Annotated in this window: 25 protein-coding genes and 1 riboswitch; of the genes, 14 read left to right on the top strand and 11 right to left on the bottom strand. The window is 51.1% G+C overall.

Annotated elements, in window-relative coordinates; translation table 11 throughout:
- Positions 1-73 precede the first annotated feature (73 nt).
- Complete coding sequence (locus HZS79_RS09985) at positions 74-976, bottom strand: transglutaminase family protein (protein WP_179927783.1); 903 nt, start codon at positions 974-976, stop codon at positions 74-76.
- A gap of 585 nt (positions 977-1561) precedes the next feature.
- On the opposite strand from HZS79_RS09985, the gene HZS79_RS09980 reads away from it, so the two are divergent.
- From HZS79_RS09980 to HZS79_RS09970, 3 genes are all read left to right on the top strand, one after another.
- A complete protein-coding gene (locus tag HZS79_RS09980; protein WP_179927782.1) occupies positions 1562-3046 on the top strand; it encodes a circularly permuted type 2 ATP-grasp protein in 1485 nt (494 codons plus the stop codon).
- Positions 3047-3050: 4 nt separating this feature from the next.
- Positions 3051-4046, top strand: coding sequence for an alpha-E domain-containing protein (locus HZS79_RS09975; protein ID WP_179927781.1), 996 nt, complete (start codon positions 3051-3053; stop codon positions 4044-4046).
- 303 nt (positions 4047-4349) lie between these two features.
- A complete protein-coding gene (locus HZS79_RS09970; RefSeq protein ID WP_179927780.1) occupies positions 4350-5849 on the top strand; it encodes a CoA-acylating methylmalonate-semialdehyde dehydrogenase in 1500 nt (499 codons plus the stop codon).
- Between the two features lie 86 nt (positions 5850-5935).
- On the opposite strand, the gene HZS79_RS09965 is transcribed toward HZS79_RS09970, so the two are convergent.
- The gene (locus tag HZS79_RS09965) at positions 5936-6625 is read right to left on the bottom strand and encodes a hypothetical protein (protein ID WP_179927779.1); all 690 of its coding nucleotides are present in this window, start codon (positions 6623-6625) and stop codon (positions 5936-5938) included.
- A gap of 198 nt (positions 6626-6823) precedes the next feature.
- On the opposite strand from HZS79_RS09965, the gene HZS79_RS09960 reads away from it, so the two are divergent.
- Together HZS79_RS09960 and HZS79_RS09955 are read left to right on the top strand one after the other, a co-directional pair.
- Entirely contained in the window at positions 6824-7405 is a 582-nt protein-coding gene (locus HZS79_RS09960) for a peroxidase-related enzyme (RefSeq protein ID WP_179927778.1), read from the top strand.
- A 99-nt stretch (positions 7406-7504) separates the two neighbouring features.
- Positions 7505-7613: riboswitch (TPP riboswitch) on the top strand.
- Positions 7603-8991 carry an SLC5/6 family protein gene (locus HZS79_RS09955; RefSeq protein WP_179927777.1) on the top strand — a complete coding sequence of 463 codons (1389 nt, stop codon included), beginning with the start codon at positions 7603-7605 and terminating at the stop codon, positions 8989-8991. It overlaps the preceding riboswitch by 11 nt.
- On the opposite strand, the gene HZS79_RS09950 is transcribed toward HZS79_RS09955, so the two are convergent.
- On the bottom strand, positions 8981-10159 hold the full coding sequence (locus HZS79_RS09950) for an MFS transporter (protein WP_179927776.1): 1179 nt from the start codon (positions 10157-10159) through the stop codon (positions 8981-8983). The genes HZS79_RS09955 and HZS79_RS09950 overlap by 11 nt on opposite strands.
- 150 nt (positions 10160-10309) lie before the next feature.
- Between HZS79_RS09950 and HZS79_RS09945 the strand changes: the two genes are divergently transcribed.
- The 3 genes from HZS79_RS09945 to HZS79_RS09935 all read left to right on the top strand — a co-directional run bounded on the left by HZS79_RS09945 (position 10310) and on the right by HZS79_RS09935 (position 13249).
- Positions 10310-10888 carry an NnrU family protein gene (locus HZS79_RS09945; protein ID WP_179927775.1) on the top strand — a complete coding sequence of 193 codons (579 nt, stop codon included), beginning with the start codon at positions 10310-10312 and terminating at the stop codon, positions 10886-10888.
- Positions 10889-11021: 133 nt separating this feature from the next.
- Positions 11022-12188 carry a zinc-binding dehydrogenase gene (locus HZS79_RS09940; RefSeq protein WP_179927774.1) on the top strand — a complete coding sequence of 389 codons (1167 nt, stop codon included), beginning with the start codon at positions 11022-11024 and terminating at the stop codon, positions 12186-12188.
- Between the two features lie 11 nt (positions 12189-12199).
- Positions 12200-13249 (top strand): proline racemase family protein, encoded by a 1050-nt coding sequence (locus tag HZS79_RS09935; protein ID WP_179927773.1) that lies wholly within the window; start codon positions 12200-12202, stop codon positions 13247-13249.
- Here HZS79_RS09935 and HZS79_RS09930 read toward each other — a convergent pair.
- From HZS79_RS09930 to HZS79_RS09920, 3 genes are all read right to left on the bottom strand, one after another.
- On the bottom strand, positions 13246-13449 hold the full coding sequence (locus tag HZS79_RS09930) for a DUF1289 domain-containing protein (protein WP_179927772.1): 204 nt from the start codon (positions 13447-13449) through the stop codon (positions 13246-13248). The two genes, HZS79_RS09935 and HZS79_RS09930, sit on opposite strands and share 4 nt — an antisense overlap.
- Positions 13450-13511: 62 nt before the next feature.
- Entirely contained in the window at positions 13512-13928 is a 417-nt protein-coding gene (arfB, locus tag HZS79_RS09925) for an alternative ribosome rescue aminoacyl-tRNA hydrolase ArfB (protein ID WP_179927771.1), read from the bottom strand.
- On the bottom strand, positions 13909-14187 hold the full coding sequence (locus tag HZS79_RS09920; RefSeq protein ID WP_179927770.1) for a hypothetical protein: 279 nt from the start codon (positions 14185-14187) through the stop codon (positions 13909-13911). The genes arfB and HZS79_RS09920 overlap by 20 nt, the downstream gene beginning before the upstream one ends.
- A 49-nt stretch (positions 14188-14236) precedes the next feature.
- Between HZS79_RS09920 and HZS79_RS09915 the strand changes: the two genes are divergently transcribed.
- Both HZS79_RS09915 and HZS79_RS09910 read left to right on the top strand, forming a co-directional pair.
- Positions 14237-14806, top strand: a complete 570-nt coding sequence (locus HZS79_RS09915) for a DJ-1/PfpI family protein (protein WP_179927769.1) — start codon at positions 14237-14239, stop codon at positions 14804-14806.
- 122 nt (positions 14807-14928) lie between these two features.
- Positions 14929-15291 carry a ribbon-helix-helix domain-containing protein gene (locus HZS79_RS09910; RefSeq protein WP_162218727.1) on the top strand — a complete coding sequence of 121 codons (363 nt, stop codon included), beginning with the start codon at positions 14929-14931 and terminating at the stop codon, positions 15289-15291.
- 22 nt (positions 15292-15313) lie between these two features.
- Here the strand turns inward: HZS79_RS09910 and HZS79_RS09905 are convergent, their stop codons facing one another.
- Positions 15314-16081: a DUF1499 domain-containing protein gene (locus HZS79_RS09905; RefSeq protein WP_162218641.1), complete on the bottom strand. Its 768-nt coding sequence runs from the start codon at positions 16079-16081 to the stop codon at positions 15314-15316.
- A 187-nt stretch (positions 16082-16268) separates the two neighbouring features.
- On the opposite strand from HZS79_RS09905, the gene HZS79_RS09900 reads away from it, so the two are divergent.
- Complete coding sequence (locus tag HZS79_RS09900) at positions 16269-16607, top strand: hypothetical protein (RefSeq protein ID WP_162218640.1); 339 nt, start codon at positions 16269-16271, stop codon at positions 16605-16607.
- Between the two features lie 14 nt (positions 16608-16621).
- On the opposite strand, the gene HZS79_RS09895 is transcribed toward HZS79_RS09900, so the two are convergent.
- Complete coding sequence (locus HZS79_RS09895) at positions 16622-16834, bottom strand: DUF3820 family protein (RefSeq protein WP_038477229.1); 213 nt, start codon at positions 16832-16834, stop codon at positions 16622-16624.
- A 184-nt stretch (positions 16835-17018) separates the two neighbouring features.
- Between HZS79_RS09895 and HZS79_RS09890 the strand changes: the two genes are divergently transcribed.
- Entirely contained in the window at positions 17019-17444 is a 426-nt protein-coding gene (locus HZS79_RS09890; protein WP_162218639.1) for a VOC family protein, read from the top strand.
- Between the two features lie 53 nt (positions 17445-17497).
- Here the strand turns inward: HZS79_RS09890 and HZS79_RS09885 are convergent, their stop codons facing one another.
- Positions 17498-18265, bottom strand: a complete 768-nt coding sequence (locus HZS79_RS09885; RefSeq protein ID WP_162218638.1) for a class I SAM-dependent methyltransferase — start codon at positions 18263-18265, stop codon at positions 17498-17500.
- 190 nt (positions 18266-18455) lie between these two features.
- On the opposite strand from HZS79_RS09885, the gene nfsA reads away from it, so the two are divergent.
- Complete coding sequence (nfsA, locus tag HZS79_RS09880) at positions 18456-19187, top strand: oxygen-insensitive NADPH nitroreductase (protein ID WP_162218637.1); 732 nt, start codon at positions 18456-18458, stop codon at positions 19185-19187.
- 130 nt (positions 19188-19317) lie between these two features.
- The gene (locus tag HZS79_RS09875) at positions 19318-19941 is read left to right on the top strand and encodes a hypothetical protein (protein WP_162218636.1); all 624 of its coding nucleotides are present in this window, start codon (positions 19318-19320) and stop codon (positions 19939-19941) included.
- A gap of 115 nt (positions 19942-20056) precedes the next feature.
- Here HZS79_RS09875 and HZS79_RS09870 read toward each other — a convergent pair whose 3' ends face one another.
- Both HZS79_RS09870 and HZS79_RS09865 read right to left on the bottom strand, forming a co-directional pair.
- Positions 20057-20866 carry a PEP-CTERM/exosortase system-associated acyltransferase gene (locus tag HZS79_RS09870; RefSeq protein WP_162218635.1) on the bottom strand — a complete coding sequence of 270 codons (810 nt, stop codon included), beginning with the start codon at positions 20864-20866 and terminating at the stop codon, positions 20057-20059.
- 27 nt (positions 20867-20893) lie between these two features.
- Positions 20894-23764, bottom strand: coding sequence for a bifunctional diguanylate cyclase/phosphodiesterase (locus HZS79_RS09865; RefSeq protein WP_179927768.1), 2871 nt, complete (start codon positions 23762-23764; stop codon positions 20894-20896).
- Positions 23765-23770: the final 6 nt, after the last annotated feature.

The raw sequence follows: 23770 nt of genomic DNA, 5'->3' as shown, positions 1-23770 counted from the left end.
ATAGGAAAGCATAAGCTTGACCGAACTGCAGCAAAACTGCTTGCCAATGTTGGCCGCTAAAGGGCTTGGTCACTTATGGGGTTCGCGGGATACGCTCGATATACATGTCCACACTAAACTCGGTGTCGCACTTTTCGGAGGAGCCAGTGATGGCGGCAGCACTGTCGGTAGTGGGGGTGGCAGCCAGAGGGATGTGCCCTTCGCCAGCCAACAGTCCCGAGGTGGGGTCCAGGCCTATCCAGCCTGCTCCAGGTAAAAAAACCTCTGTCCAGGCGTGTAGGTCAGCGCGGTCAACGTCTTTGCTATGTGGGTCATCCACGCCTTTTTCATCCACACCTTTTTCATCGGCGGCAAGCTGAATCAAATAACCGGATACAAAGCGAGCGGCTAGCCCTAAATGGCGACAGATTTGCACCAGCAGCCATGCGCTGTCACGACAGGAACCCCTGCCCAGTGTCAATGTCTCTTCACAGCTCTGCACGCCGGGCTCCAGGCGTAACAAGTAGCTGATGTCGTTGTTGAGACGCTGGTTCAGGGCAACCAAAAAATCAACGCTGTTAATAGGCTCTCTAGGAATCTCTTTAAGCCACTCGCTTAGCCGAGGGCCCGCCTCGGTGGCCTCAAGGTAAATCCATAGTGCTTTGCTAAGCTCCCCGGGATAGGCGAAAGGGGTTCTTTGGGCGAATTCTTCCAGAAAAAAATCAAATGGGTTAATCATGGCCATCGACGCAGTGAGCTTGACCGTGATAATCAGTTCGTTACGTGGTTCGGGAAACACGATGCGCGCATTAAAGTTACCAAACGGGTCTTGCTGCCAGTTTAAAAAGTGATCTTCTCCAGAAACGGCAAGTGAGTAATCATCAATATGAGTCCGACATTGGGGGGCAGGGCGTAGACGAGCAATGTGGGGTGACAAATTTACTGGCCGATCAAAACGATAAGTCGTTCGGTGGTGTAAGGCAACACGTGTGGGCATAAGTCACTCTCTAAGGTAAGTCTATGAAACCTCTGATTAACGATGGCGCTTGACTATACTACGTTCAAAATCGCCTCGTGCGCGAAATGCTCATTTGCAGCCCGTAAACTTGAACGCGAGCATGGTCTTTTGTTCGTTGATTTTGCCTTGTCTGATCTGCGCCCATCACATTAAACAGAGGCTCTCTATAACAAACGATCCGCCTTTAAGAAGCCTCGGTTAAGAGAGGTAAGTAACAGAAGTATCGTTGTAGTTAGGTTTTTTTTCAGCTGCAAAATTCACTAAGCCGTTTAAGAAGTGTGAAAAAAATAAAATGCACCATTGGTGTTAGTTGTGCGCGCTATTTTGGTGCTTTTATTTGATGTTTTAAGTTGAACGCCAAAGTGTTAAATAAAAGCAACTATTAAGCAGGAGAGTCGCTTTGGGGGCTCGTCAAGATAATTCTCTTAGCGTTGAAATAGCGAAAAATATGGTATGTATTTTGCGTGCTTATATGTGCAAAGAACTGCGTAGTTCGCGCGGGGGTAGGCCTGCACTACGTTAGAGGAAGTTACTACTTCCACCATATGCGCCAGGAGAGCGCCCATGAGCCAAGTGAATTGGAATAACTATGCGTGCCGTGACTATTACGATGAGTTACTAGCGGCGCCAGGCAAACCACGTGCCTCGGCTGATGAGCTGTGCAATATGTTGGCAAGGTTTAGTGCGGAAGAGTTAGCAGAGCGTAAAACAGCTGCCGAAATTGCTATCAGGACCATGGGGATTACGTTTACTGTTTATTCGGAAGGCGCCATGATTGATCGTGCATGGCCCTTTGATATTGTTCCACGCATCATTTCTGCCAACGAATGGCGTAAAACCGAAGCCGGTTTAAAACAGCGCGTGCAGGCGCTTAATCTTTTTATTGATGATCTTTATCATGATCAAAAAGTAGTTAAAGACAAAGTGTTACCCGCTGAAGTGTTGGCTCAGTCGGCTAACTTCCGACCCCAGTGTGTCGGTGTTAATCCTCCCCATGGTATTTGGGCGCATATTTGCGGATCAGACTTAGTGCGTGGTGGTGATGGCACGCTTTATGTGCTGGAAGATAATTTGCGCATCCCCTCGGGTGTGTCGTATATGCTTGAAAATCGCAACGTAACCAAGCGCGTGCTGCCTGAGTTATTTGCGTCTGGCAAAATTCTTCCCGTGGATGATTACGTTGCCCAGCTATACGACATGTTAGCGTCGATGTCGCCACGCCCCGGCGATGACCCCCAGGTGGTGGTGCTAACACCAGGTATCTATAACTCTGCCTACTTTGAACACGCCTACCTCGCTCAGCAAATGGGTGTAGAGCTAGTGCAGGGTAGCGACTTGCTGGTCGATGATGACGACGTAGTGTATATGCGCACGGTTGAAGGGCTGCGTCGCGTTGATGTGATTTATCGTCGTGTAGACGATGAGTTTCTTGATCCTGAGGCGTTTAATCCAGACTCAATGCTTGGGGTAGCGGGGTTAATGCGCGCCTGGCGGGCGGGAAAAGTGGCACTTGCCAATGCACCAGGAGCAGGAGTCGCCGACGATAAAGTCGTTTATGCCTTTGTACCTGAGATCATTCGCTACTATCTCGACCAAGAACCATTGCTGCCAAACGTGCCTAGCTATTTATGCATGTTTGAAGATGATCGCAACTATGTGCTGGAGCACCTGGATGAACTGGTTGTGAAACCAGCGAATGAGTCTGGCGGTTATGGCATGTTGATCGGCCCACGCTCCACTAAAGAGACCCGCGATGAATTTGCTCGGTTGATTAAAGCCAACCCGCGTAACTATATGGCTCAGCCTACCCTGGCACTTTCCACCACTCCCACGCTGGCGAATGGCTTGCCGCAGCCGCGCCACGTAGACCTTCGCCCGTTTATTCTTTCCGGCCCAGAAACCCATGTGACCACCGGTGGTTTAACTCGGGTTGCTCTGGTGGAAGGCTCTCTGGTGGTGAACTCTTCCCAAGGTGGCGGCAGTAAAGATACCTGGATTGTTGAAACCGACGAGAACGCGGCGGCTGCCGCTGAGCAGGAAGGAGTCTAGCGCCATGCTGTCACGCGTAGCTGAAAACCTCTACTGGATGGCGCGTTACATCGAACGGGCCGAAGACACTGCTCGGCTACTGAGCGTCAATAGCCACCTAATGCTGGATTTGCCGCGCCATTTACCCCTGGGCTGGGCGCCGCTGATTGAAATGACCGGCACGTTGGAAGCATTTAATGAGCGCCATTCAAGCTTTGATGAACGTAGCGTGGTGCACTTTTTGTGTGCCGACTCGCAAAATGGTAGTTCTATTTTGGCTGCCTTAGCGAGCGCCCGAGAAAACCTGCGTACTACCCGCGATGTCGTGCCGAGGGAGATCTGGGAAGAGGTCAATCAACTCTATCTTAGTGTTGCAGAGCATGCGGAAAATGGCGTTAGCCCACGGCGGAGAGATGCCTTTTTGAAAAGCGTGATTCGTGGCTGCCAAACATTAACAGGTTTAATCGAAGGGACACTCAGTTACGGCCCTGCTCGAACCTTTATTAAACTGGGACGCCACTTAGAGCGTGCGGACATGACCACCCGCATTGTTGATGTTCGTTCAGCTAGCCTGCTGCCGCAAAATCCCGAAGAACTGCTGCCATTTGAAAATCTGCAATGGATGAGTGTGTTGAAGTCGCTCACCGCCTATCAGATGTATCGCCAGCAAGTCCGTTTGCGGGTGCGCGGGCCCGATGTACTGCGTTTTTTACTGCAAGATCCTAACCTTCCACGCTCTATCGCTTGCAGTTTGGAAATGGTGGGGCACGAGCTTCAGCTGTTACCCAGGCAAGATCGCGTGGCAGCAACGGTATCGCTTGTACGAGCAGATGTGGTGGACGCCGACATTCAGGCACTAGCCCATTCACCAAGCAAGCTGCACGCCTTTGTGGATGAGCTGCAGATTGGCTTTGCTGCAATTCACGACACCTTAAGCGCAACCTACTTTGTTAATAGTGACGGGCTCCCTCGGGGGCAGATCCAGTCGCAAAACCACGCAGGAGAGAGCGATAACGATTAATTATTACGTTTGGGGATGAGTCATACTCAACCATTAGAACTGTTTTAGCCGCTGTCGCTGCGCCATGTGGTGTTGCAGCGGCAGCAACCACCTCTCCTATGTGCCCTTTCTATTGTTGCCACTCCTTTGCCCGAGTTGTTGTCATTATCATTGTTCCGCCTTGACTCAGCTCTGAGTGAGCTCAGTCGTGTCCGTGGTGTTAATCTTTATTAATCGACATGTTGACGTTTACGTCAACTTGCTGATATACCCTGGGGTTCATATTTGCGTCTCATAACAAACACAACGATGAGGAAGGTAGTCATGTCCGTTCGTGAAATCCCCATGTATATCGATGGCCAGCCAGTCATGTCGCAAAGCCAGGATTGGCGAGATGTAGTAAACCCTGCCACCCAAGAAGTGGTTGCCCGAGTGCCATTTTGTACCGCTGAAGAAGTGGAACGTGCGGTAGCCAGCGCCAAAACAGCCTTTAAAGAGTGGCGCAAAGTGCCGCTTGGCAAGCGCATGCGCATCATGCTCAAGCTTCAGGCGCTGATACGCGAAAATACCGCTGAATTAGCCGCATTGATTACGGAAGAGCACGGTAAAACTCTGCCTGATGCTGAAGGTGAAGTGGGGCGCGGTTTAGAAGTCGTTGAGCACGCTTGTTCTATTACATCGTTGCAGTTGGGTGAGCTGGCTGAAAATGCCGCTAATGAAATCGATGTTTATACCATGCACCAGCCGTTGGGCGTTGGCGCGGGCATTACCGCCTTCAACTTCCCGATTATGCTGCCCTGTTTTATGTTCCCGCTAGCCATTGCAACGGGAAATACCTTTGTACTGAAACCGTCTGAGCAAGATCCCAGCTCCACGATGCGCCTGGTTGAACTTGCCCATGAGGCAGGCATACCAGCAGGCGTTCTGAACGTAGTTCATGGCGGCCCCGATGTTGCCAACCAGATCGCCGACCACCAGGATATCAAGGCACTCTCGTTTATCGGTTCGACCCATGTTGGGTCCTTGCTTTACAACCGCGCCGCTGCTGCAGGCAAGCGTATGCAGTCGATGATGGGAGCTAAAAACCACTGCGTTGTTATGCCGGATGCCAACCGCAGCCAGGCGATTGATAGCCTACTTGGCTCAGCGTTTGGTGCCGCCGGTCAGCGCTGCATGGCTAACTCGGTTGTCGTGCTAGTAGGCGAAGCCCGTGAGTGGCTGAAAGATATTGAAGAAGGCGCGCGTAGCATGAAAGTGGGTCCAGGCACTCAGCGCGATGCAGACCTAGGGCCGCTTGTCTCTCCCCAGGCCAAAGAGCGCGTTGAGCGCTTGATTACGGCGGGTGAAAAAGAGGGCGCTAAACTGCTGGTGGATGGCCGTGGCTGTACGGTAGATGGCTATCCAAACGGTAACTTTGTCGGTCCAACGCTGTTTGCCGACGTTACCGCAGAAATGACGGTGTACCGAGAAGAAATTTTTGGCCCGGTGCTGTGCGTGGTCAATGTGGAAACGTTGGATGAGGCGATCGAGTTTATCAACGCTAACCCTAACGGCAACGGTACGTCGATATTTACCAATTCAGGCTGGGTAGCACGGCGCTTTGAAACGGATATCGATGTTGGTCAGATTGGTATCAACGTGCCGATTCCTGTGCCCGTCGCTTACTTTAGTTTTACGGGGTCGCGAGCTTCCAAGCTTGGCGACCTGGGGCCGAACGGCAAACAGGCGATTACGTTCTGGACGCAAACCAAAACGGTCACCGCCCGCTGGTTTGAGCCAGAAAATGTATCCAGCGGTATCAATAGCACCATTTCGTTGAGCTAACCATGCCCCCAGCTATGGGGGAGAGTACAAAGCCCTGCTGTTTGCGGGGCTTTTTTGATACATCACGGATCAACTGTCTGAAAGCATTAGCTATGTGAGAATAAAGGCAGGCTTTTTTTTAAAAGCTGCTCGATAGGGCCTAGCTGGCTGGCATGTAGCACCAAAATCGTTGGCACTGTTTCCGACTGAGGTTGGGGAGTCAACAGCGCAAACTCACCTTCTTCGATATGGAATTCGTGAAGTTCGCATAGGCCATTGGGTGTTTCGCACTGAGAGCAGCGATAGTTATCGTCTTCGCCGTAAACCAGACGATGATACATCTTGAAAAGCGTGTAAAGCGCTAAGCCGCCTGGCAGCGTAGGCCAGCGAGCAGGCGTATTGCGCGTTGCTTCATTAACGGCGCTGTCTTCAGTCTTGGAGTGGGCAAGAATATTAGCTAACGGTGCCTCAAGAAGCGAGACGTCATGGGCCGGTAGAGGCAGGCGTTGCTGAGAAGCCAGGGAGAATTCGTTGGTTATCCGGTGTAACTCATCCAATGAGGTCAAAGGGTAGTCAATGTGCTTTAAATCGTGTGGCTCGAAACTCCCGTTTTCCCATCCATGAATTACTCGAAGAGTCACTTGCGACTGTTGCAACGGCTGTGCCAAAAGGGCGTGCAACATTATCCGAATATGTAGCTGTCGCTCATCGGTGTCGTTCTTGAACGCACTGTAGGGGTCAGCAAACAGCGTATGCAGGCGCCCAGGCGTATGCTCTTTGGCTTCGGAGTAATGCATTTGTTGTCCCTTTGAGTTGCCGTTTAACGCGTTCATTGCGCGGCTTATATGTTATTGAATAGCTTAGAGTATGGACAGCGTTAGCGGTGATTGAAAGTCACTTTGTTTAGTATTTTGTTACGGATTCGCAATACCCAGCAACGCGCATGTTGAACCAAACAAAAATTAAAACCTAAAACCAGAAAAAGAGGTATAACGATGACCAACCCACTTAGCCGCTTCCATGTGCCAGAAACGCTTGATGAACTGCCTGACGATATCCACGATGCGATACTGAACGTTCAAGAAAAAGCTGGGTTTGTGCCTAATGTGTTCTTAATGCTGGCTCATCGTCCCGAAGAGTTTCGTGCTTTTTTCACCTACCACGATGCCCTAATGGAGCGAGAATCCGACACGCTGACTAAAGCTGAGAAAGAGATGATTGTGGTGACAACGAGTGCGCGCAATCGTTGCCTTTATTGTGTGGTCGCCCACGGAGCTTTGTTGAGAATTTATAGCAAAGATCCGTTGGTGGCTGACAACGTTGCTATTAATCATGTGACAGCGGGGCTGAGTGAGCGCCATCGTGTGATGCTCGATTTTGCAATGCATTGTGGTATTGAAGTCGGTGAGTTAACTTGCGCATGGCAGGCCAGGTTAGAGCAGGTGGGGTTCACGCTTGAAGATTGCTGGGACATCGGTGCAATTGCGGCCTTTTTCGGCATGTCGAACCGGTTAGTTACCATGGCGGGTACTCCCCCTAACGAGGAGTTTTATGTGATGGGACGCCTACCGCGTTAGCATGCAAAAGACGCACACCTAGGTGTTACTCACTGACAAATTTTACTAACGTCCCGCCTTTACTAACGAGCCGCTTTCACCGAGGATAGCGGCTCCATTCACTGTCGCCAGGGGAGCCCTCACCATAATGGGCTGAGAATGCGCACTGCGCAGACCCTGGAACCTGATCCGGTTCATACCGGCGGAGGAAGCGCGACATGCCTTACCTAACGTCAGCCGTACTTGGTGCGGCGCTTTGCTGCTTTGCTTTTTTAGGCCTGCGGGCACGCTATGTACAAGGGTCGCTTGATGACTATGTCACGGCACGAAACTCTCAAACAGCGTCAACGCTTGGGTTCTCGTTTTTAGCCTCAGGCATGGGGGCATGGATTCTGTTTGCGCCGCCTGAAATTGGTGCCTTTGTTGGCCCATTAGCGCTTGCAGGATATGCAATAGGCTCGGCTCTGCCGTTTATTGTGCTGGGGCTGTATGGCCCCAAAATTCGCCGTGCGTTGCCAGAGGGCAGAAGCATTGCTGAATTTGCCGATGCCTGTTACGGCAAGGGGGTTCGACGCTGGGTATCTCTGGTTTCCGTTGCCTACATGGGGTGTTTTTTAGCGGCTGAGCTAACGGCAATTGGCGCTATTACAGCGCTGCTTTCAGATGTGCCGCCCGCATTAGTGATTATTGGCGTTGCGCTCACTACCTTGGTGTATACGGTGATTGGTGGATTACGAGCAAGTCTTGCCACTGATCGCTGGCAGGCATGGCTCTTGCTAGCCCTGTTATTAGCCGTCGGTAGCGTAGCCATATGGCGGCTACCAACCATGCCAAATGACGCAGTAATGCCCTCAGTTCCTATCGGGAGCGCGCTCAGTGTTGCCCTGACACTAGTGATCGCAGTGACTGCCGCCAATCTGTTTCACCAAGGTTATTGGCAGCGTGTATGGGCTGCCCAGGATGATCAAAGCTTAGGTCGAGGTGCTTGGTTAGGCGGCGGAATGACGGTACTTGTCGTGATGGTGATTGGCGGTGTCGGCATTATGGCTGCCATGAGCGGTGTGTCGTTGGGAGAGCCGCCAATGCCCTTTTTTGCCCTGTTAACTGATGCGCCTATGTGGGTAGCATTGCCTGCATTAGTGCTGGCTGTAACGCTGGTGACTTCGAGTGTTGATACGCTGCAAAATGGTATCGCGTCGCTTTGGATCGGACGTGGAGAAAAAAGCCACAGTGACTCGCTAACGACCGCGCGCTGGATAACGGTGGCCATGATGGTGCCGGTGGTGCTTATTGCCTTACAAGGGTTATCGGTACTGCGACTTTTCTTGATTGCAGACCTTCTTTGCGCTGCCATTGTGGTACCTGTGCTGCTTGGCCTATGGAAACGTATGACGCCAGTTGCGGCGATTGGTGGCGGTATGGCGGGGTTAGTGGGGGCAATACTGCCCGGTTGGATAAGCCAGGGCAGTATCAGCGCAGGCATTGTGGCAGCTTCGTTTCCTGGCAGTATACCTACTCTAGGGCCTTTTCTAGGGGCGTTGCTGGCGTCTATTGTCGTCAGTGTGACGCTGGCGTACCTGCTTGGTGCTCGGAGTGTCAGGCAGTAACAGTGGCTGATAAACGGCGTAGCCTTAGGGCGAGTAGTGCCAATCCAGTACCGATGAGTAGCCATAAACTTACTAATAGAAGGGGAAAGGCCTGTTCGCCAAAGGCATCAAGCAGCAGGCCGGTTAGTGATGGCACAATGAGTGCACCGCTGCCAGCCGCGATAAAAATAGCCCCTGTCGTTCGCCCGCGCATGCGCATGGTTTGATTGCCTAATGCATAAAGCGTGGGGAAAATTGCTGAGGCCGCTAAGCCAAATAGCAGTGCTCCCAGGCTTAACGGTAACCAGCTGAAAGAAAGCCCTATCGCAGTAATAAGCCCAACCGATAAGCAGCTACATAAAATATGCCAAGGGGTATAGCGACGTAGTAGTGGAATGGCCAGCAGGCGACCTGCCGATAACGCCAGCCAAAAGAGTGTGACCAGTAACGCCGCCTGGCTGAGCGGTATCCCAGTAAGTACACCGTAAGCGGCTACCCAGCCTGCGAACGTGATTTCGATACCCACATAAAGTGAGAAGAGCAGCATAAATAGCCCGAGTAGCAGTGGGTCTTGGTATTTTTGGTTTTGTTGTTGGTCGGTATTCGTGGTGGCGGTAGGTTCCGTTGGGCTGGAGAAGCGAGAGAGTGGCCACAGCATGCTCACAACAGCTAGGCCAACCAGCCAAAACGTCCAGTGGAACTGCCCTGTAAGTGATAGCACGGCTACTAATAGCAGCGGTGTCAGCATGTTACCCAAGCTAAAGCAAAAGTGCAGGGCACTCACGTTAGGGCCCGCCGCGTCACGGTGTAACCAAAGCAGCAGCGTATTACCACCTGCATTAAGCGAGACTTCAGCAAATCCAAGTAACATAAAGACGCCAATAAGCAGCAGCAACAGCGGGCTTAGCGGCGCAATAGCTAAGCCTAGCGCCGCCAATATCCCCATCCCTATTAATACGTAATGGCCATTGAAACGGTCCATTAAAAGCCCTGTCACGAAGGCGCCGCTCATATTTCCCACGGCACGTGCGGTAAAAAGAATGGCAATTTGGCTCATTGAGGAACCGCTAGCCTGGGCTAAGTGAGGAAGTGCCGGACCCAGAAGGCCCCCAGTCATGCCAATGGCAACAAACAGCCCAAAATACGTCCAGGTGAGACGACGATGATAGGCTGAAGGGAAGTGAAGCATACCTTTCCTTAGTGATAAACGATTAGGGGTGAACGAGGTCAGTGAGCAGTGAATACTGGCAAAAGTTGCCTCACGTGCATGTGGTTTAAGCGTGACTGTGGCATCCTCGCAGGCGACCAACGACTTGCAAACAACCTGGGAGCCACCTTTATGACCATTATGATCATTGGCCTGCTGATTTTTCTTGGTAGCCACTCTGTAAGAATTTTTGCTGAGAACTGGCGTCAGCAGCAAATAGCGAAATATGGTGAAAATACCTGGAAGCTGGCGTATTCCGCAGTATCGGTGATTGGCCTGGCGATCGCAATTTATGGCTTCGGCCAGATGCGTTTAAACCCGATATACGTCTGGTTTCCGCCAATGGGATTACGCCATGCGGTAGCGCTCCTTATGATACCTGCGTTTATTATGTTGGTGGCGGCTTACATGCCTCGCAATGCTATTAAAGCAAAGCTTGGTCATCCGATGATGCTGGCCGTCAAAATTTGGGCATTTTCACATCTGCTGGCTAATGGAAGGCTGGGCGATATTATCTTTTTCACGGCGTTTTTAGTGTGGGCAATTCTGGCCTTTAAAGCAGCTAAAAAACGTGACCGCAACACCCCGCCAGCCACTACCGCCACGTCTGTTCCGGCAACGTTAGCAACGGTAGGAATTGGCCTTGTGGCTTATGTGATTTTCGCACTTTATTTACACACGGTCGTTATTGGAGTGCCTGCATTTGGTTGAGATTGTTAATAAATATTAATGTCATCGACAGTTGGTAGCCGTTGATAGCGTTATATTTTTTAGCTCTTCCATGGCACTGGAAGTTTGTTATTGTCAGGCAGGTTCATCCAGCGTTTTTCATAGGAGCCGAGCTATGGTTGGAACTGCCTCTCAAGTGCCGAAGACAATGTCAGCCATGCTATTAACAGGTCATGGTGGTGTAGAAAAATTACAATATCGGCAGGATGTCCTAACCCCTAAGCCTGGGCTGGGGCAGGTGCTGGTGCAAGTAACGGCAACGGCTAAAAACAATACTGATCGAAAAGCGCGTGAAGGGCTTTACCCTACTAAAGGGAAAGAGGAGGTCACATCGTTTGCGATGGGAGGCTCGCCCACATTGACGTTTCCTCGCATTCAAGGCGCCGATATCGTGGGACGCGTGGTAGCTGTCGGCGATGGGGTGGAGACCTCTCGCATTGGTGAGCGAGGACTGCTCGATTTTAATATCTATGCGGATGAGCGTCGCGATATCAATTTGACGCCAGATTACTACGGCCATGGAGCAGATGGCGGTTACGCCGACTATGTGGTGGTGCCTGCTGATCAGTTTCACCATGTTCCCAACCCTGAGCTGCAAGATGCAGAGCTCGCCGCGATGGGCATGTGTTCTTATCAAACGGCTTATCACATGATGACCTCCGCCAACGTAAGTGCTGGCGAACGTGTGCTGGTCACAGGCGCCAGTGGTGGCGTAGGCACGGCCTTGATTCAACTGTGTCGGATTGTGGGTGCTATTCCTTATGCCGTTAGCCAATTGGATAAGGCCGATGCGCTTCTTACGTTGGGTGCTGAAGCGGTCATCGACCGCGGTGACTTATCGACGTTTGTTGAGCGTGTAATGGCCGAAACCAACGGTAAACCGATAGATGCAGTAATGGACTTGGTCGGTGGTCAGATGACAGACCTGTTTATCGACACCATGATTGTCGATATGCAGGGGCGTAGCAGTTATCCGCGGCTTTCCATTGCAGGTGCAAGCGGCGGCAATCTCAGCGAGATGATGTGGACTCGGATCTACCTCTACCAAGTACAAATTTTTGGTGTTTCCCACGGCACCCGTGAAGAAGCTCAGCAACTGATTGAATGGATTCGCAGCGGAGCATTAAAGCCGGTGCTGCACGCGGCCTTTAAGCTTTCCGACCTGCACAATGCTGAGCGCTACTTTGTGAACCGTGGCAGTAACTACTTGGGCAAAATCGTTATTGTTCCCGATGCGCAGTGGGGAACACATGGCGAACCGTTTGCCCTTACCTCTGCCTAGGAGTAGCACTTATGAAGGAACTGCATACAATCCAGTTGATGGATACCCATGCGGGTGGCGATGTTAGTCGTATAGTGACGGGCGGTATCGACGTACTGCCTGGTGCCACGGTGCGCCAGCAAATGGAGTATCTGCGTGATCATGCCGATGGCCTACGGCGGCTGCTGTTGGAGGAGCCATATGGTATTCCGGAGATGTCAGTAGACCTACTGGTGCCCGCAACACATCCGGACGCTGTAGCGGGCTACATCATTATGGAAGTGATGGGATATCCGATTTACTCCGGCTCTAATACGTTATGTACGGCCACCGCCGTGTTGGAAAGCGGGCTTGTCCCCAAGCAGGAAGGGGTTCAGCGCTTTAAATTGGAGGCGCCCGCAGGTTTGGTGCAAATTGAGGCACAGGTTCGCAATGGAGTAGTGGAGTCAGTTACCTGTGAAGGCCTGCCAAGCTATATCGATACCTATCGCGACACTATCCAAGTACCTGAAATTGGCACAGTCACTTACTCTGTTGCCTACAGCGGCGGCTTTTACGCGTTGGTAGAAGCTGAAGAACTGGGCTTTCGATTAGTTCGTGAGGAAGAGCAAGCGTTGGCCGCCTGTGCTTATAAAATTGTTGAGGCGATACAGGCGCAGCGCGGTTTTTCCCACTATACCCTAGGGGATGTGGGGCCATTGCCATTTTTGCACTTTATGGGGCCGGAAGAGAAAGTGGCAGAAGGCTATATTCGCTCGCGTTCAACAACCTATGTACATCCAGGCGTTATTTGTCGAAGCACTACTGGCACGGGTACCTCCGCGCGGTTGGCGCTGATGAACTACGAAGGTCGGTTGAAGCTAGGTGATAAATTAGAAACAGTGTCACTGCGTGAAACAGGGTTTATCGGCACTTTCACCGGCACACACCAAGAAGGCGCGTATCAAGTGGTGCATAACACCACGACTGGCCGTAGCTATGTGCTGGCAGAATCAAAGATCGTGATTAACTGCGATGACCCGATTGTGGCGTGTGGCGAGCTACAGCATATTCTGAGCGACCGGCATACTGGCGAAGTCTAACGCATCTCCTGGCGTAATGTGACGACATAGCCTTCTTGCTCAATTCTCTTCCATACCGGGGCCTTCTCGGCCTCGGTCATACTGCCCCAGCAGGCAATTTCATCTAGCGTCCGACCACAGCCTTGGCACAATGAAGAGGCCGGTTCAATATTGCATATCTGAATGCAGGGCGACAGCGGGCGGGATGAGACGTTGGCCATGGTGACGAACTCAATGCAATGGTGAAAAAACGACACTCGGTGGAAATTAATCGGTGCACACTTTATGAGATTGGCACTTTACCACGCAGCGACTTCGTTTTTCCTTTACGGGTTTTGTGGTCTACACGACGGCGCTGAGAGCCTTTGGTGGGCTTAGTAGGCCGACGTACCTTCTGCTGCTTGCCTGCACTTTGAATCAATACTTTTAAACGCGCTAGCGCATCTTCTTTATTCAATTCCAGAGTGCGATAACTCTGGGCTTTGATAATCACCACGCCCTCTTTACTAATACGCTGATCAGACAGCGCCATTAATCGCTCTTTGTAAATTGGCGGTAGCGTAGAGCTTTGAATGTCAAAACGTAAATGGACCGCAGAGGAAACTTTATTGACGTTCTGGCCACCCGAGCCTTGAGCTCTAATCTGAGTGATATCGATCTCCCAGTCCGCTATCGTCACGTTACTTGAGATAGTGAGCATTCAGTTCCTCTATGTCGCATGTGGCTCGTAAGGCTAGCACACTTAGCCCAGAGGAACCGACTTTAGGCGTATGACCTGCCACCTGACTGACAGTGACTCTATCGCGTTGGCGTGCCTCAAGGTCTGCATAAGCAGCGCTGCCACCGGTTTGGTTGATGGCATTCACCTCAGACAGACGAGTATTGCCGCTTTTCACATGTACATGTAGTAGCGGTTTACTACCCGCTGCGTAACAGCGCTTGCTACTCTCATCTAACACGCTAAGCGCGTGCTCTGCACCTCTACGAATAACGACAAGGAGAACTGAGATGAGCAGCAAACGTATTTTAATGATTACCGGTGACTTTACCGAAGATTACGAAACCATGGTGCCTTTCCAGGCACTCATGGCGGTTGGGCACCATGTTGATGCGGTATGCCCTGATAAGGCGTCTGGCGATACGGTGGCCACGGCGATTCACGACTTTGAAGGTGACCAAACGTACACTGAAAAACCTGGGCATCGCTTTGCGCTAAACGCCGATTTTGCCAATACGAATCCTGCTGACTATGACGCCTTAGTGATCCCAGGTGGCCGCGCACCGGAATACTTGCGCCTAAACCAAGACGTGCTGGCGATGGTGAAGCACTTCTTTGACACCCAGAAACCGGTCGCTGCCATCTGTCATGGCGCGCAGCTGCTGGCAGCTGCGAAGGTGCTAGAAGGCAAGCAGTGCTCAGCTTATCCTGCTTGTCAGCCAGAAGTGGAGCTTGCCGGTGGCCACTTCGCAAATCTGGAGGTCACCGAAGCAGTAACGGATGGCAACTTGGTAACCGCGCCTGCTTGGCCTGCACACCCTTCATGGTTGGCTCAGTTTATGGCGCTGTTAGATAAGTAGGCACTGACAGGCTAACCCTGTCGCGCCCAGCGATACCAGATCACCTCACGGCTGGGCGCGTTTTCTGTTAGCCGCTATGCTGAAGAGCAGGCCATTTACTCGATAGTAAAGAGAGCATAATGATGTGCAAACTGTTTATTGATGCAGATCCTGAGCTATGGCGAAGTGCCACACACTCGTTGCGTATCGATGGCATGGTGACCAGCGTGCGGATGGAAAACTACTTTTGGCACTTGCTAGAAGAGATGGCGCAGCGTGACGGAATGAATACAGCCCAATTGATCACGCGGCTCTATCATGAGTCGATCGACGCTGGTCACGATCTTGGTAATTTCACCTCATTTTTGCGTGTCTGCGCGCTACGCTACCAAGCGCTCCAGCTTAGCGGTGATATACCACGAAGCACGAAAGTGGCAATTGGCTCATTAGATGCGCAGCAGATTTTGCGAAAAGAAACCGCCACGCGACCAAAGCAGGTCCACTGACGGTATTTTATAGGTAATACAGTTACTCCAATCGCTCACGCAGGCCATTGAGAAATGTCTTAATACGCTGTGCATTGGTACCTACATCGCTGGTTCCCAAGCGAGACGCCGAACGCATGTCTACCTGCACGCCGTTTTGTAGCTCGGTCAGTCGAATGATGACATCATCTTCAAACCCAAACCAACGGGTTGTGGCGGTAGCCTCAATGGTGTTCTCCGTTATCGCTGCGATCTGCCAGCCTGACGCTTCTACTTCTGCTTGAGCCGCCGCAAGAACGGTCGCTTTGGGAGCGGCTACTTGTAAAGGCTGCACATTAGGGTAAGCATTCTGTTGCTGGCGCGCCGTGCTCTCGCCAGGATAATCAACCGCGTTGGGGGCGGCTTCACGGGCGTCTCTAAGCGCGACAAAGGTAGGTGGGCTCTGCATGTCAGTAGTGATGTCATGAATCGCCGGTACTTGTTGAGCAAGTTGCCACTGCTGCCAAGGCATATATAACAAGGCGGCGGTGGCGGCAAGCACGATGATTGCCACTACGCCAGTGCCAAAACGGCGCGTAAACGCGCTAACCAGCAACAGTAGGACGCTTATTGCCACGGCAGCGATTGCGGCATAGACACCATTGCGCATTAGGTTGAAGGCGTCGCCCAGGCCAATTAACTCCCAACGATAGGCGGGGCCAGCGCCAGCCATTAACAGGGCTGATGCTATCAATGCAATGACACTAAGCCAAGCCAATAGCGTTAGCCAAACGCCCCCTTGAAGCGAGCGTTCTGAGCGCTCCTTTGCCATATGTCTTCCCTCGCCGTGTATGATGTTGAGCTACTTAGCATAGGTGGCAGTAGAGCATCTGTCTTGGTTAGACGGGTTGGCCAAGACACACTACTATGCTGCTGTTAGCAGTAATGCCAATAGACCTAGCGTGGCTAGTGAGCTTTTACAGTTTGATAGCTTTAAAATTTGAGAGTTTGGAACAAGCATGACATTAGCATCGCCCTTGCGAGAGCTGCTGGCGTCGACCCCGAGCAGTGCGTTACCGATAACCTACCAGCAAGCGGCGAATGCCCTAGGCCTTTCGCCACCGAGAACTATTCAGCGTGTTGCACAAGCGCTCGAACAGTTAATGAGAGAAGATGCCGCCGCACAAAAGCCCTTTATTGCAACGCTTGTGATTAGCCGGAGCGGTAAAGGCCTTCCTGCGGCAGGTTTTTTTGAGCTTGCCGTGGAGCTGGGACGCTATCCCGCATCCCCCTCGCAACAGGAAGCGTTTTACTACTCCGAGCGCCAGCAAGCCATTAACGAATGGTGCCGCTGTTAGTTTGGGCAGCAAGCTCAGTTTTTGCGCAACGGGTTCAGCAAGTCGCTCAAACCATTGTGGTCAATCTCATGCATTAAATGTAGCAGTTGGCCTATTTCTCCTTTTGGAAATCCTTCCCGAGCAAACCAGTTCAAATAGGGGCCAGGCAAATCGGCAATGAGCCAGCCTTCATACTTACCAAAGGGCATGGTTCGAGTCACTAGCTTCTCAAGGTCTTCGGGGTTCATGCGCTAAGCTCTTTTTAAATTAGTGATCTAAGACGTGTTTCAATAATGGTTAAATAACGATTGATTTTATTTTTGTAAAGCGCGCTCTAGGATGGTTGCACAGTGAAAGCGCAACGCGCTAGCCATAAGACACAATTCAATTGTCTGAATTTTATCAATAACCACGAATCGACAGGAGATACCCATGAGTCTTTCCCCTTTTCATCTAGCTATTCCTGTTTACGACGTCGCCCTGGCTCGAGCATTTTATAACGATGTGTTTGGCTTGGCAGAAGGGCGTTCCAGCGACCACTGGGTCGACTTTAACTTCTTCGGCCATCAGTTGGTGATTCATGAGCATCCAAAAACGCCAGGGCAGGAGAGTGCTCACACTAACCCAGTCGATGGCCATAACGTGCCGGTGCCGCACTTTGGCGTAATTCTAGAGTGGGATGAGTGGGAGGCCTTAGCCGAGCGCTTGAAATCACGCCATACTGACTTTGTGATCGAACCTTACATTCGCTTTAAGGGCGAAGTAGGTGAGCAGGCAACCATGTTCCTGCTCGACCCCTGCGGTAATGCCCTGGAATTCAAAGCATTTAAAGATAAACGCCAGATTTTTGCGACATAGATTGGATTAAGCCCCCTCTGTGCCTAGGTGCTTAAGCACGTAGCGCGGCTGTATTACACGTGAGCAGAGACTCTCAGCCTGACATAGTCAGCGGTCCAGTTACCCTGACCATCGCTTAATGTGTGGGTGAGCAGTTTGATGGTGTTATCGATAATGGCGTTTTGTAGATCCTCGTCCAACCCATGCAAAAAGGGGCTTGCAAAGGTTTCTAGCCAACCAGCGACCCCCGTCGGTAGCGGCGTGGGACGAGGTATCAGCTCAATTGAGTCGACATGAAAGCCAACGGTTTGAAGCAGGTGCGCATACTCTTCAGTGGTGGGAAAGTACCACGGGTGGCGTCCATGAGAGCTGATTCCGCGAAACTGAAGTGAGGCAATGAGAGCCGTGCAAATGGCGGCTACATTGCCGTGTCCGCCAAACTCTGCAACGAATCGTCCACCAGGTTTTAGCGCGCGCTTTACGCCTGCTAGCACTGTTTGTGGATCTAGCATCCAATGCAGTGCCGCATTGCTAAAGACGGCATCAAACTCATGATCGAAGGGTAATTGGTGACCATCGATCACTCGAGCGGTTATGCCACGCTGCTGTGCAGCGGCCACCATGTCAGCTGAGGCATCAACTCCCAGTACATCGGCACCTAGTTGAGCAATGCGCTCGGTCAGCGCGCCGTCGCCACAGCCCAGGTCGAGTATTCGCTGCCCTGGTTGCGGTGATAAAAGTGCCAGTACATCGTTACCTAGCTTGGGGACGAAGTCAGCATGTTTTGCATAGTGGCTGGCATTCCATTCCTGCCCTGGCGGTGTATGAGAGGCGTTTGACATGTCGGCTTCCTACCGTCGTTATTTGTCGTGGGGATTACCCAATGGCTTGATTTAGTATAGCTTGCTATCAATAGCATGCGTTAAGCAACGCGAAATAATGAGGGGTAGGCTGCGCTCGGGTGGGGCGACAGGACATGGCTGCAAACGCTAATGTAATGCCACTCTATTAAGCAACAGGAGACGAGACGCCATGAATGATGTTATCAAACTGCTCCAGTCCCACCGTTCGATCCGCAAATTTACGGAGCAGGAAATCCCCCATGGATTGCTGCTTGAGCTGATCAAAGCCGGGCAAGCTGCTGCCACGTCAAGCCATGTGCAGGCGTATACAGTTATCCATGTGAAGGATGTCGCTAAGCGTGAAAAAATTGCCGAGCTTGCCGGTGGCCAAGGGTATGTGGCAAGCAGTGCTGTCTTTTTAGTGTTCTGTGCCGATATGAAACGCCCGACAGGCGCCTCCGAACGTACCGGCGCTAACGTTGAGCGAGGCATGACCGAACAACTGCTGGTCGCAACAGTGGATACCGCTTTGATGGCGCAAAACGTAGCGGTGGCGGCTGAATCGGAAGGGCTTGGAATCTGTTATATCGGTGGTATCCGCAATAACCCCGAGGCAGTCAGTGATCTGCTGCACTTGCCAGAACATGTCTATCCAGTATTTGGCATGTGCCTAGGCTATCCAGCGCATGATCCGGAAGTAAAGCCGCGCTTGCCGGTAGAGGCGATTTTCAAACAAGATATCTACAGCGATGATAGTGAGTATGTCGAGGCTTTTGACAGTACGATGCAAGCTTACTACCAGACACGCAGCACAAGTAATAAAAATAGTGACTGGTCACACAACCTGACACCGCTATTTGATTCAAAATTACGTCCGCATATGCGTGATTTCCTGGTCAAGCGCGGTTTTGAAATGAAGTAAGCAAGGCGTTATAACATAGCGCGGGCAGGCGTTGAAAAGGATCAACTGACACGATCAGCACGAATACGTGCTTGGATCTATACTGATGACGTAGTAAGACAGGTATTAACAACAATAAAAGGAGCCCTTAATGAATCTTCAGCGTGCCTACTATCTGTTGGCGGCTTTTTATAGCCTACTTCCTCTTATGGGGCTGGTTGCTGTTTTTTCAGGAGGAGGAACGCCCCTGGCGGTTGCTTACATCGCGTTAGGAACGGTCGCTGCAATAGGGCTTTGGGGTTACATTCTTAAACGTGGGTTTATGAATCCACGCATGTGGCGGCCTTTTGCGGCGCTACTGGCGGTTGGTGCCGTTGCGCAGCTAGTTATAATTTTAACGATGTCGGTTCCCAACGTTGCTTTAACTTGGATGCTAACAAGCAGCATTTTTTCGGTAATGATGGTGATCTTGTTATATCACTATGGTGATCGTGACCAACCGCTGTGGGCTACAACGGAAGAAGCCGATGCTGCTAGACAACTAACGGCATTATTAGATACCACGTCGCCGCTTATTGCGGTTCGTCGAGAAGGCGATCATGAAAATAGCGTGAATGTGGACAGGGTGGACGGCCAATATTGCGCCCGAGTGACTCGGCGTAGCAACAAAGGTCAGGAGGCATTTGAGAGGCGCTTTCAACACCCTGAAACGCTTGTGTTTTTTCTGGAGAAATTCGCCAATGTCACTGTCCAGGACTTTAAAACAAGTCGCTAAACAGTCGGTGCAAAAAGCGGGTGCGAGAAAATCGTAGAAAACCAAATAGGGGGCTATGGCTAGTGGAATCTATGTAGTAGCCATTTGGCTAAGCGCTAGCAAGTCCGGTTACAACTTAGTTCAGAAACAGAGGGACGTGAGCGACCTGGGGGTTTAAGGTCTTTACGATATGCTCGTAGAGAGGATACAGGCGCTCACTCATTTCTTGCTCGGCGACGTGATAGTCAATGTAGTAAGCATGGCGAATACCATGATAAACAATGGGGGCACTAACGTTGGTAAAACGGAAGCCTGATATCGCCAGTAATCGAGGCAGGCGAGGTTCCATCATGGCAAATACATGCCGACGGTGGGTCAAGCCTACGATGGAGTAGGTGCAAAGAAACAGGCCTAGTGCGATCAAGGAAAACGTCTTTGCTTCATCTTGCGAGAAGAATACAATTCCTTCGCCCGCCGCTTCTTCAGGTGTAGCACTTTTGCGCGTTCTAAAACGCTTAGAAATGGCCAGACGAGATACTTCGCACGTTTCAAGCTTGGGGAGTTTAGATGGCGTTAAGGTAGGATGGTTAAGCAGCTGAGCGCCTTTGTCTTGAACAGGTAAATGGTCTGGCGAGGTGGGGCTCTCGTTGGTCGGCATGACCAAACGAACACAACCTGCAAGCATACCGCTGCGCTTATGCTCTATAAGGCAATGAACCGAGTAGTTATCGTACGTATCGGATTCATAGACCTTTGACTCATCTTCATGCATTTCATAATTGAACTCTTTTAAAAATACATCGTGACGTAGTCTAAAGGCACGTTGCTTCTCCTCGTTGGTGGTCGCGATAAAGAAACGGTATTCATCAATGAGTTTATCAGTCACTCCTCTCTGGTGTCTTAAGTCATCAAACTCATGAGTGTTGAGCGAATTAGCTACCAGCATTTGTCGCTTCCTTTTGAGGGCGGCTATTTAATGAAGTCGAATTTTTTCAGGCTTTCCGAGGTGAAACCCTTGTCCATATTGAATGCCGTATGAAAGAAGCACAGGAACAAGTGCTTCCTGGTCTACAAATTCCGCAATAGTCTGTTTTCCAAAGCCATTGGCGATATCTGCTATCGCTTTGACGAGGGTGTGGCTATCTGCATCGATCAGCAAGCTGCGAATAAATGAGCCATCAATTTTAATATAGTCCACAGGGAGCTGACTCAGATAGTGAAAACTACTAAATCCAATTCCAAAATCGTCTAAAGCAGTTCGGCAGCCTAGCTCTCGAACAGCTTGGAGTACGTTTCGCGCCGTCGTGAAATCCGTGATAGCAGCGGTCTCTGTGACTTCTAAAATAAGGTGATAAGGATCAGCTCCACTGATTTTTAGCTGGTTTGCTAGGTACTGTTTCAAACTTAAATCATGTAAAGACTGGCCTGATAAATTCACCGCCAATGACATGCCTTTTTTTTGCAGCGCTGTTAGCACTTCTAGGCTATGACGTATAACCCAGCGGTCGACTTGGACAATTAAGCCACTCTGCTCAGCCACTGGGATAAATTGGGCAGGAGGAACGAGACTGCCGTCATCATTGCGCATCCGAAGCAGCACTTCGTAGTGCTTTATGTCTCGATCTTTTAAGCGCACGATGGGCTGTGCCCAGAGTTCAAACTCGTCGTTTTCTAGTGCTTTATGCAGCCGTTCTACCCAGTAGACACGTTCCTGCAGTTCGTCTTTGGCATTTTCAGTCTGCCTGAGCAAATACCAGTGCTGGCTACTACTCTCTTTTGCTTTGTACATGGCCATATCGGCACTGGCCAGCAAGTCTGCTGGTGTTTGCCCATTAATGGGAAATAGCGCGATACCAATGCTGGCCGAGACATGATGTTTTCTTCCCGCTGCCGTAAAACCAATACCGTCCAAGAGCTGGGAAATATATTCCGCGACGTTAATGGCCTGTTCAGAGGTAATGTTTTCGAGAAGCAAGGCGAACTCATCACCGCCAAGCCGAGCGATAATACTACGTTGGCTGAGGTTCAAAAATAGCGTGTTGGCAACCTCTCTTAGCAGACGATCGCCAACATAGTGCCCGCTAAGCTCATTAATCTCTTTAAACTGATCAAGATCTAGCAGTAATACCGCGCCCTTAGCCTGACCGATAATTGCCCGTTGCAGCGCATCTTGAAAGTAGTGCCGGTTGTATAGCTCGGTTAACGGGTCGTGTTCTGCTAACCAGGTTAAGCGTGACTCAGCAGCTTTGCGCTCAGTAATATCCAGCCCCACTGATATTTTCGAGGCGTTGAGGTCGTGGCTGTTGGCCAGTGGCGCATGGAACCAAGCGACGGTGAACAACCGCTTATCCTGGGTTTGGAACGTTTTCTCTTCCTGGCTAGGAGCACCTAAGTGCTGTACGAGGTCGTTGGGTGTGTCAGCCTCTTGATCATGCTCATGTCTGCTGTCACTAGACGATGGAAAGTCAGCGTTTTGATCAAAAAGGTCGGAAAAGTGTCGGCCGATAAGGTCAGCATCTCTAAGGCCTAGCCTTTCCCGGGTGTAGTCGTTAATTAATTGAATGCGCCCGGCACTATTTTGCACCACAATAAATACCCGCGCGGTGTCGAGGAGGCTGTTAACAAAGTCGCGCTCTTTGGCCAGTTCATCAACGCGTTCAGCGAGTTGGCCGCTGTGTTCCTGGACGACGATTTCTAGCGTTTCTAGCTGCTGGGAAAGCTCACGAGTAGAGTCTTCCAGCACATCAATTTCATCAGAGAAGTGTGGGTGATTGACAGGTAGCTTGTCACGTACGCGACTAAACTCGCCTCGTGAAAGCGCTGGTAGCAAGTCAGCAACACGGCGAAGTCGTGCCATTGGCCCTAACAAAATAACGAGCATTAATAGCTCGGCAGCTAGCCAGCCAGTAATGCCGACAATGAGTAATGTCTGAGTGGCTGATTGGATAGCGGCGATTTGGGCGGTGATATCGGAAATAATCAGGAAATACCCAGTGCTGCGCCAATCAGCATCTTCCTCCATATAAACAGCGCTTAACTCGAAATGGCGGTCTGCGAATTCGAGGCTAAAGGGTATGTCGATGAGTTGGTGTAGGCGAGTATTTGACGATGAAAGCGTAAGCAGGGGAAGCATTTTATCCCGGTTTGTCAGCGCTAAAATATAACCGTTCCAGCCATCTAAACGTGGCACTTCAGCCGTTGTTTGCTCTGCAATGGGACCGGTAACCATCAATGCAATTTCGCTGCCAGAGACTTCTCTCGCTTGTCGAGTGACGTCGGCAAGAGACCTTGATAACACCACCATTCCGATACTAACTCCCTCCATGAGCACCGGAACCGCTGCGAATTGCTGGCACGTCACTGCACAGCGCAGTGCGGTGATGGGCGATTCCGTGCTAAGTACATCACCTATCCAGCCTTGAATGGGTAAATGGGCGACCGATTCGCTGATGCCGGAATAGCCAACTCTTACCCCTTGGGCATTAAAGACGAAGACTTCGTCGACCCCAGCTTCCAACTGAAGCGATGGCCATTGCGCGCTTAGTACTTCGGCTAGCTCGTTTCGGCTACTGTTTTGTAAAGCGCTTCCTAGCTCTGGGGCAGCAGCCGTTAAGCCCGCAAGCTGACGTAAATTGTCGGCCGAGCGCTGCATGGCGAGGCGTATTTCGCGCTGCTGGCGCTCGTGGCTTTCCACACGGCTGCTTTCTAACTGTTGTGTTAAATGGTGTTGGCCTAGCCAAATAAAGAGTGCAACAAGCAAAAGTAGCAGCAGGCTGCTAAGGGCAATGACACGCCATGTCAGGCTGAGCCGCCGCTGCGTTTTAGGAGGGGAAAGTGCGGTCATGTCGGC

The organism is Vreelandella zhaodongensis (genome assembly GCF_013415115.1).
In the GTDB taxonomy this organism is placed as follows: Bacteria; Pseudomonadota; Gammaproteobacteria; order Pseudomonadales; family Halomonadaceae; genus Vreelandella; species Vreelandella zhaodongensis.
This window is presented reverse-complemented; position numbering and strand designations above follow the sequence as displayed.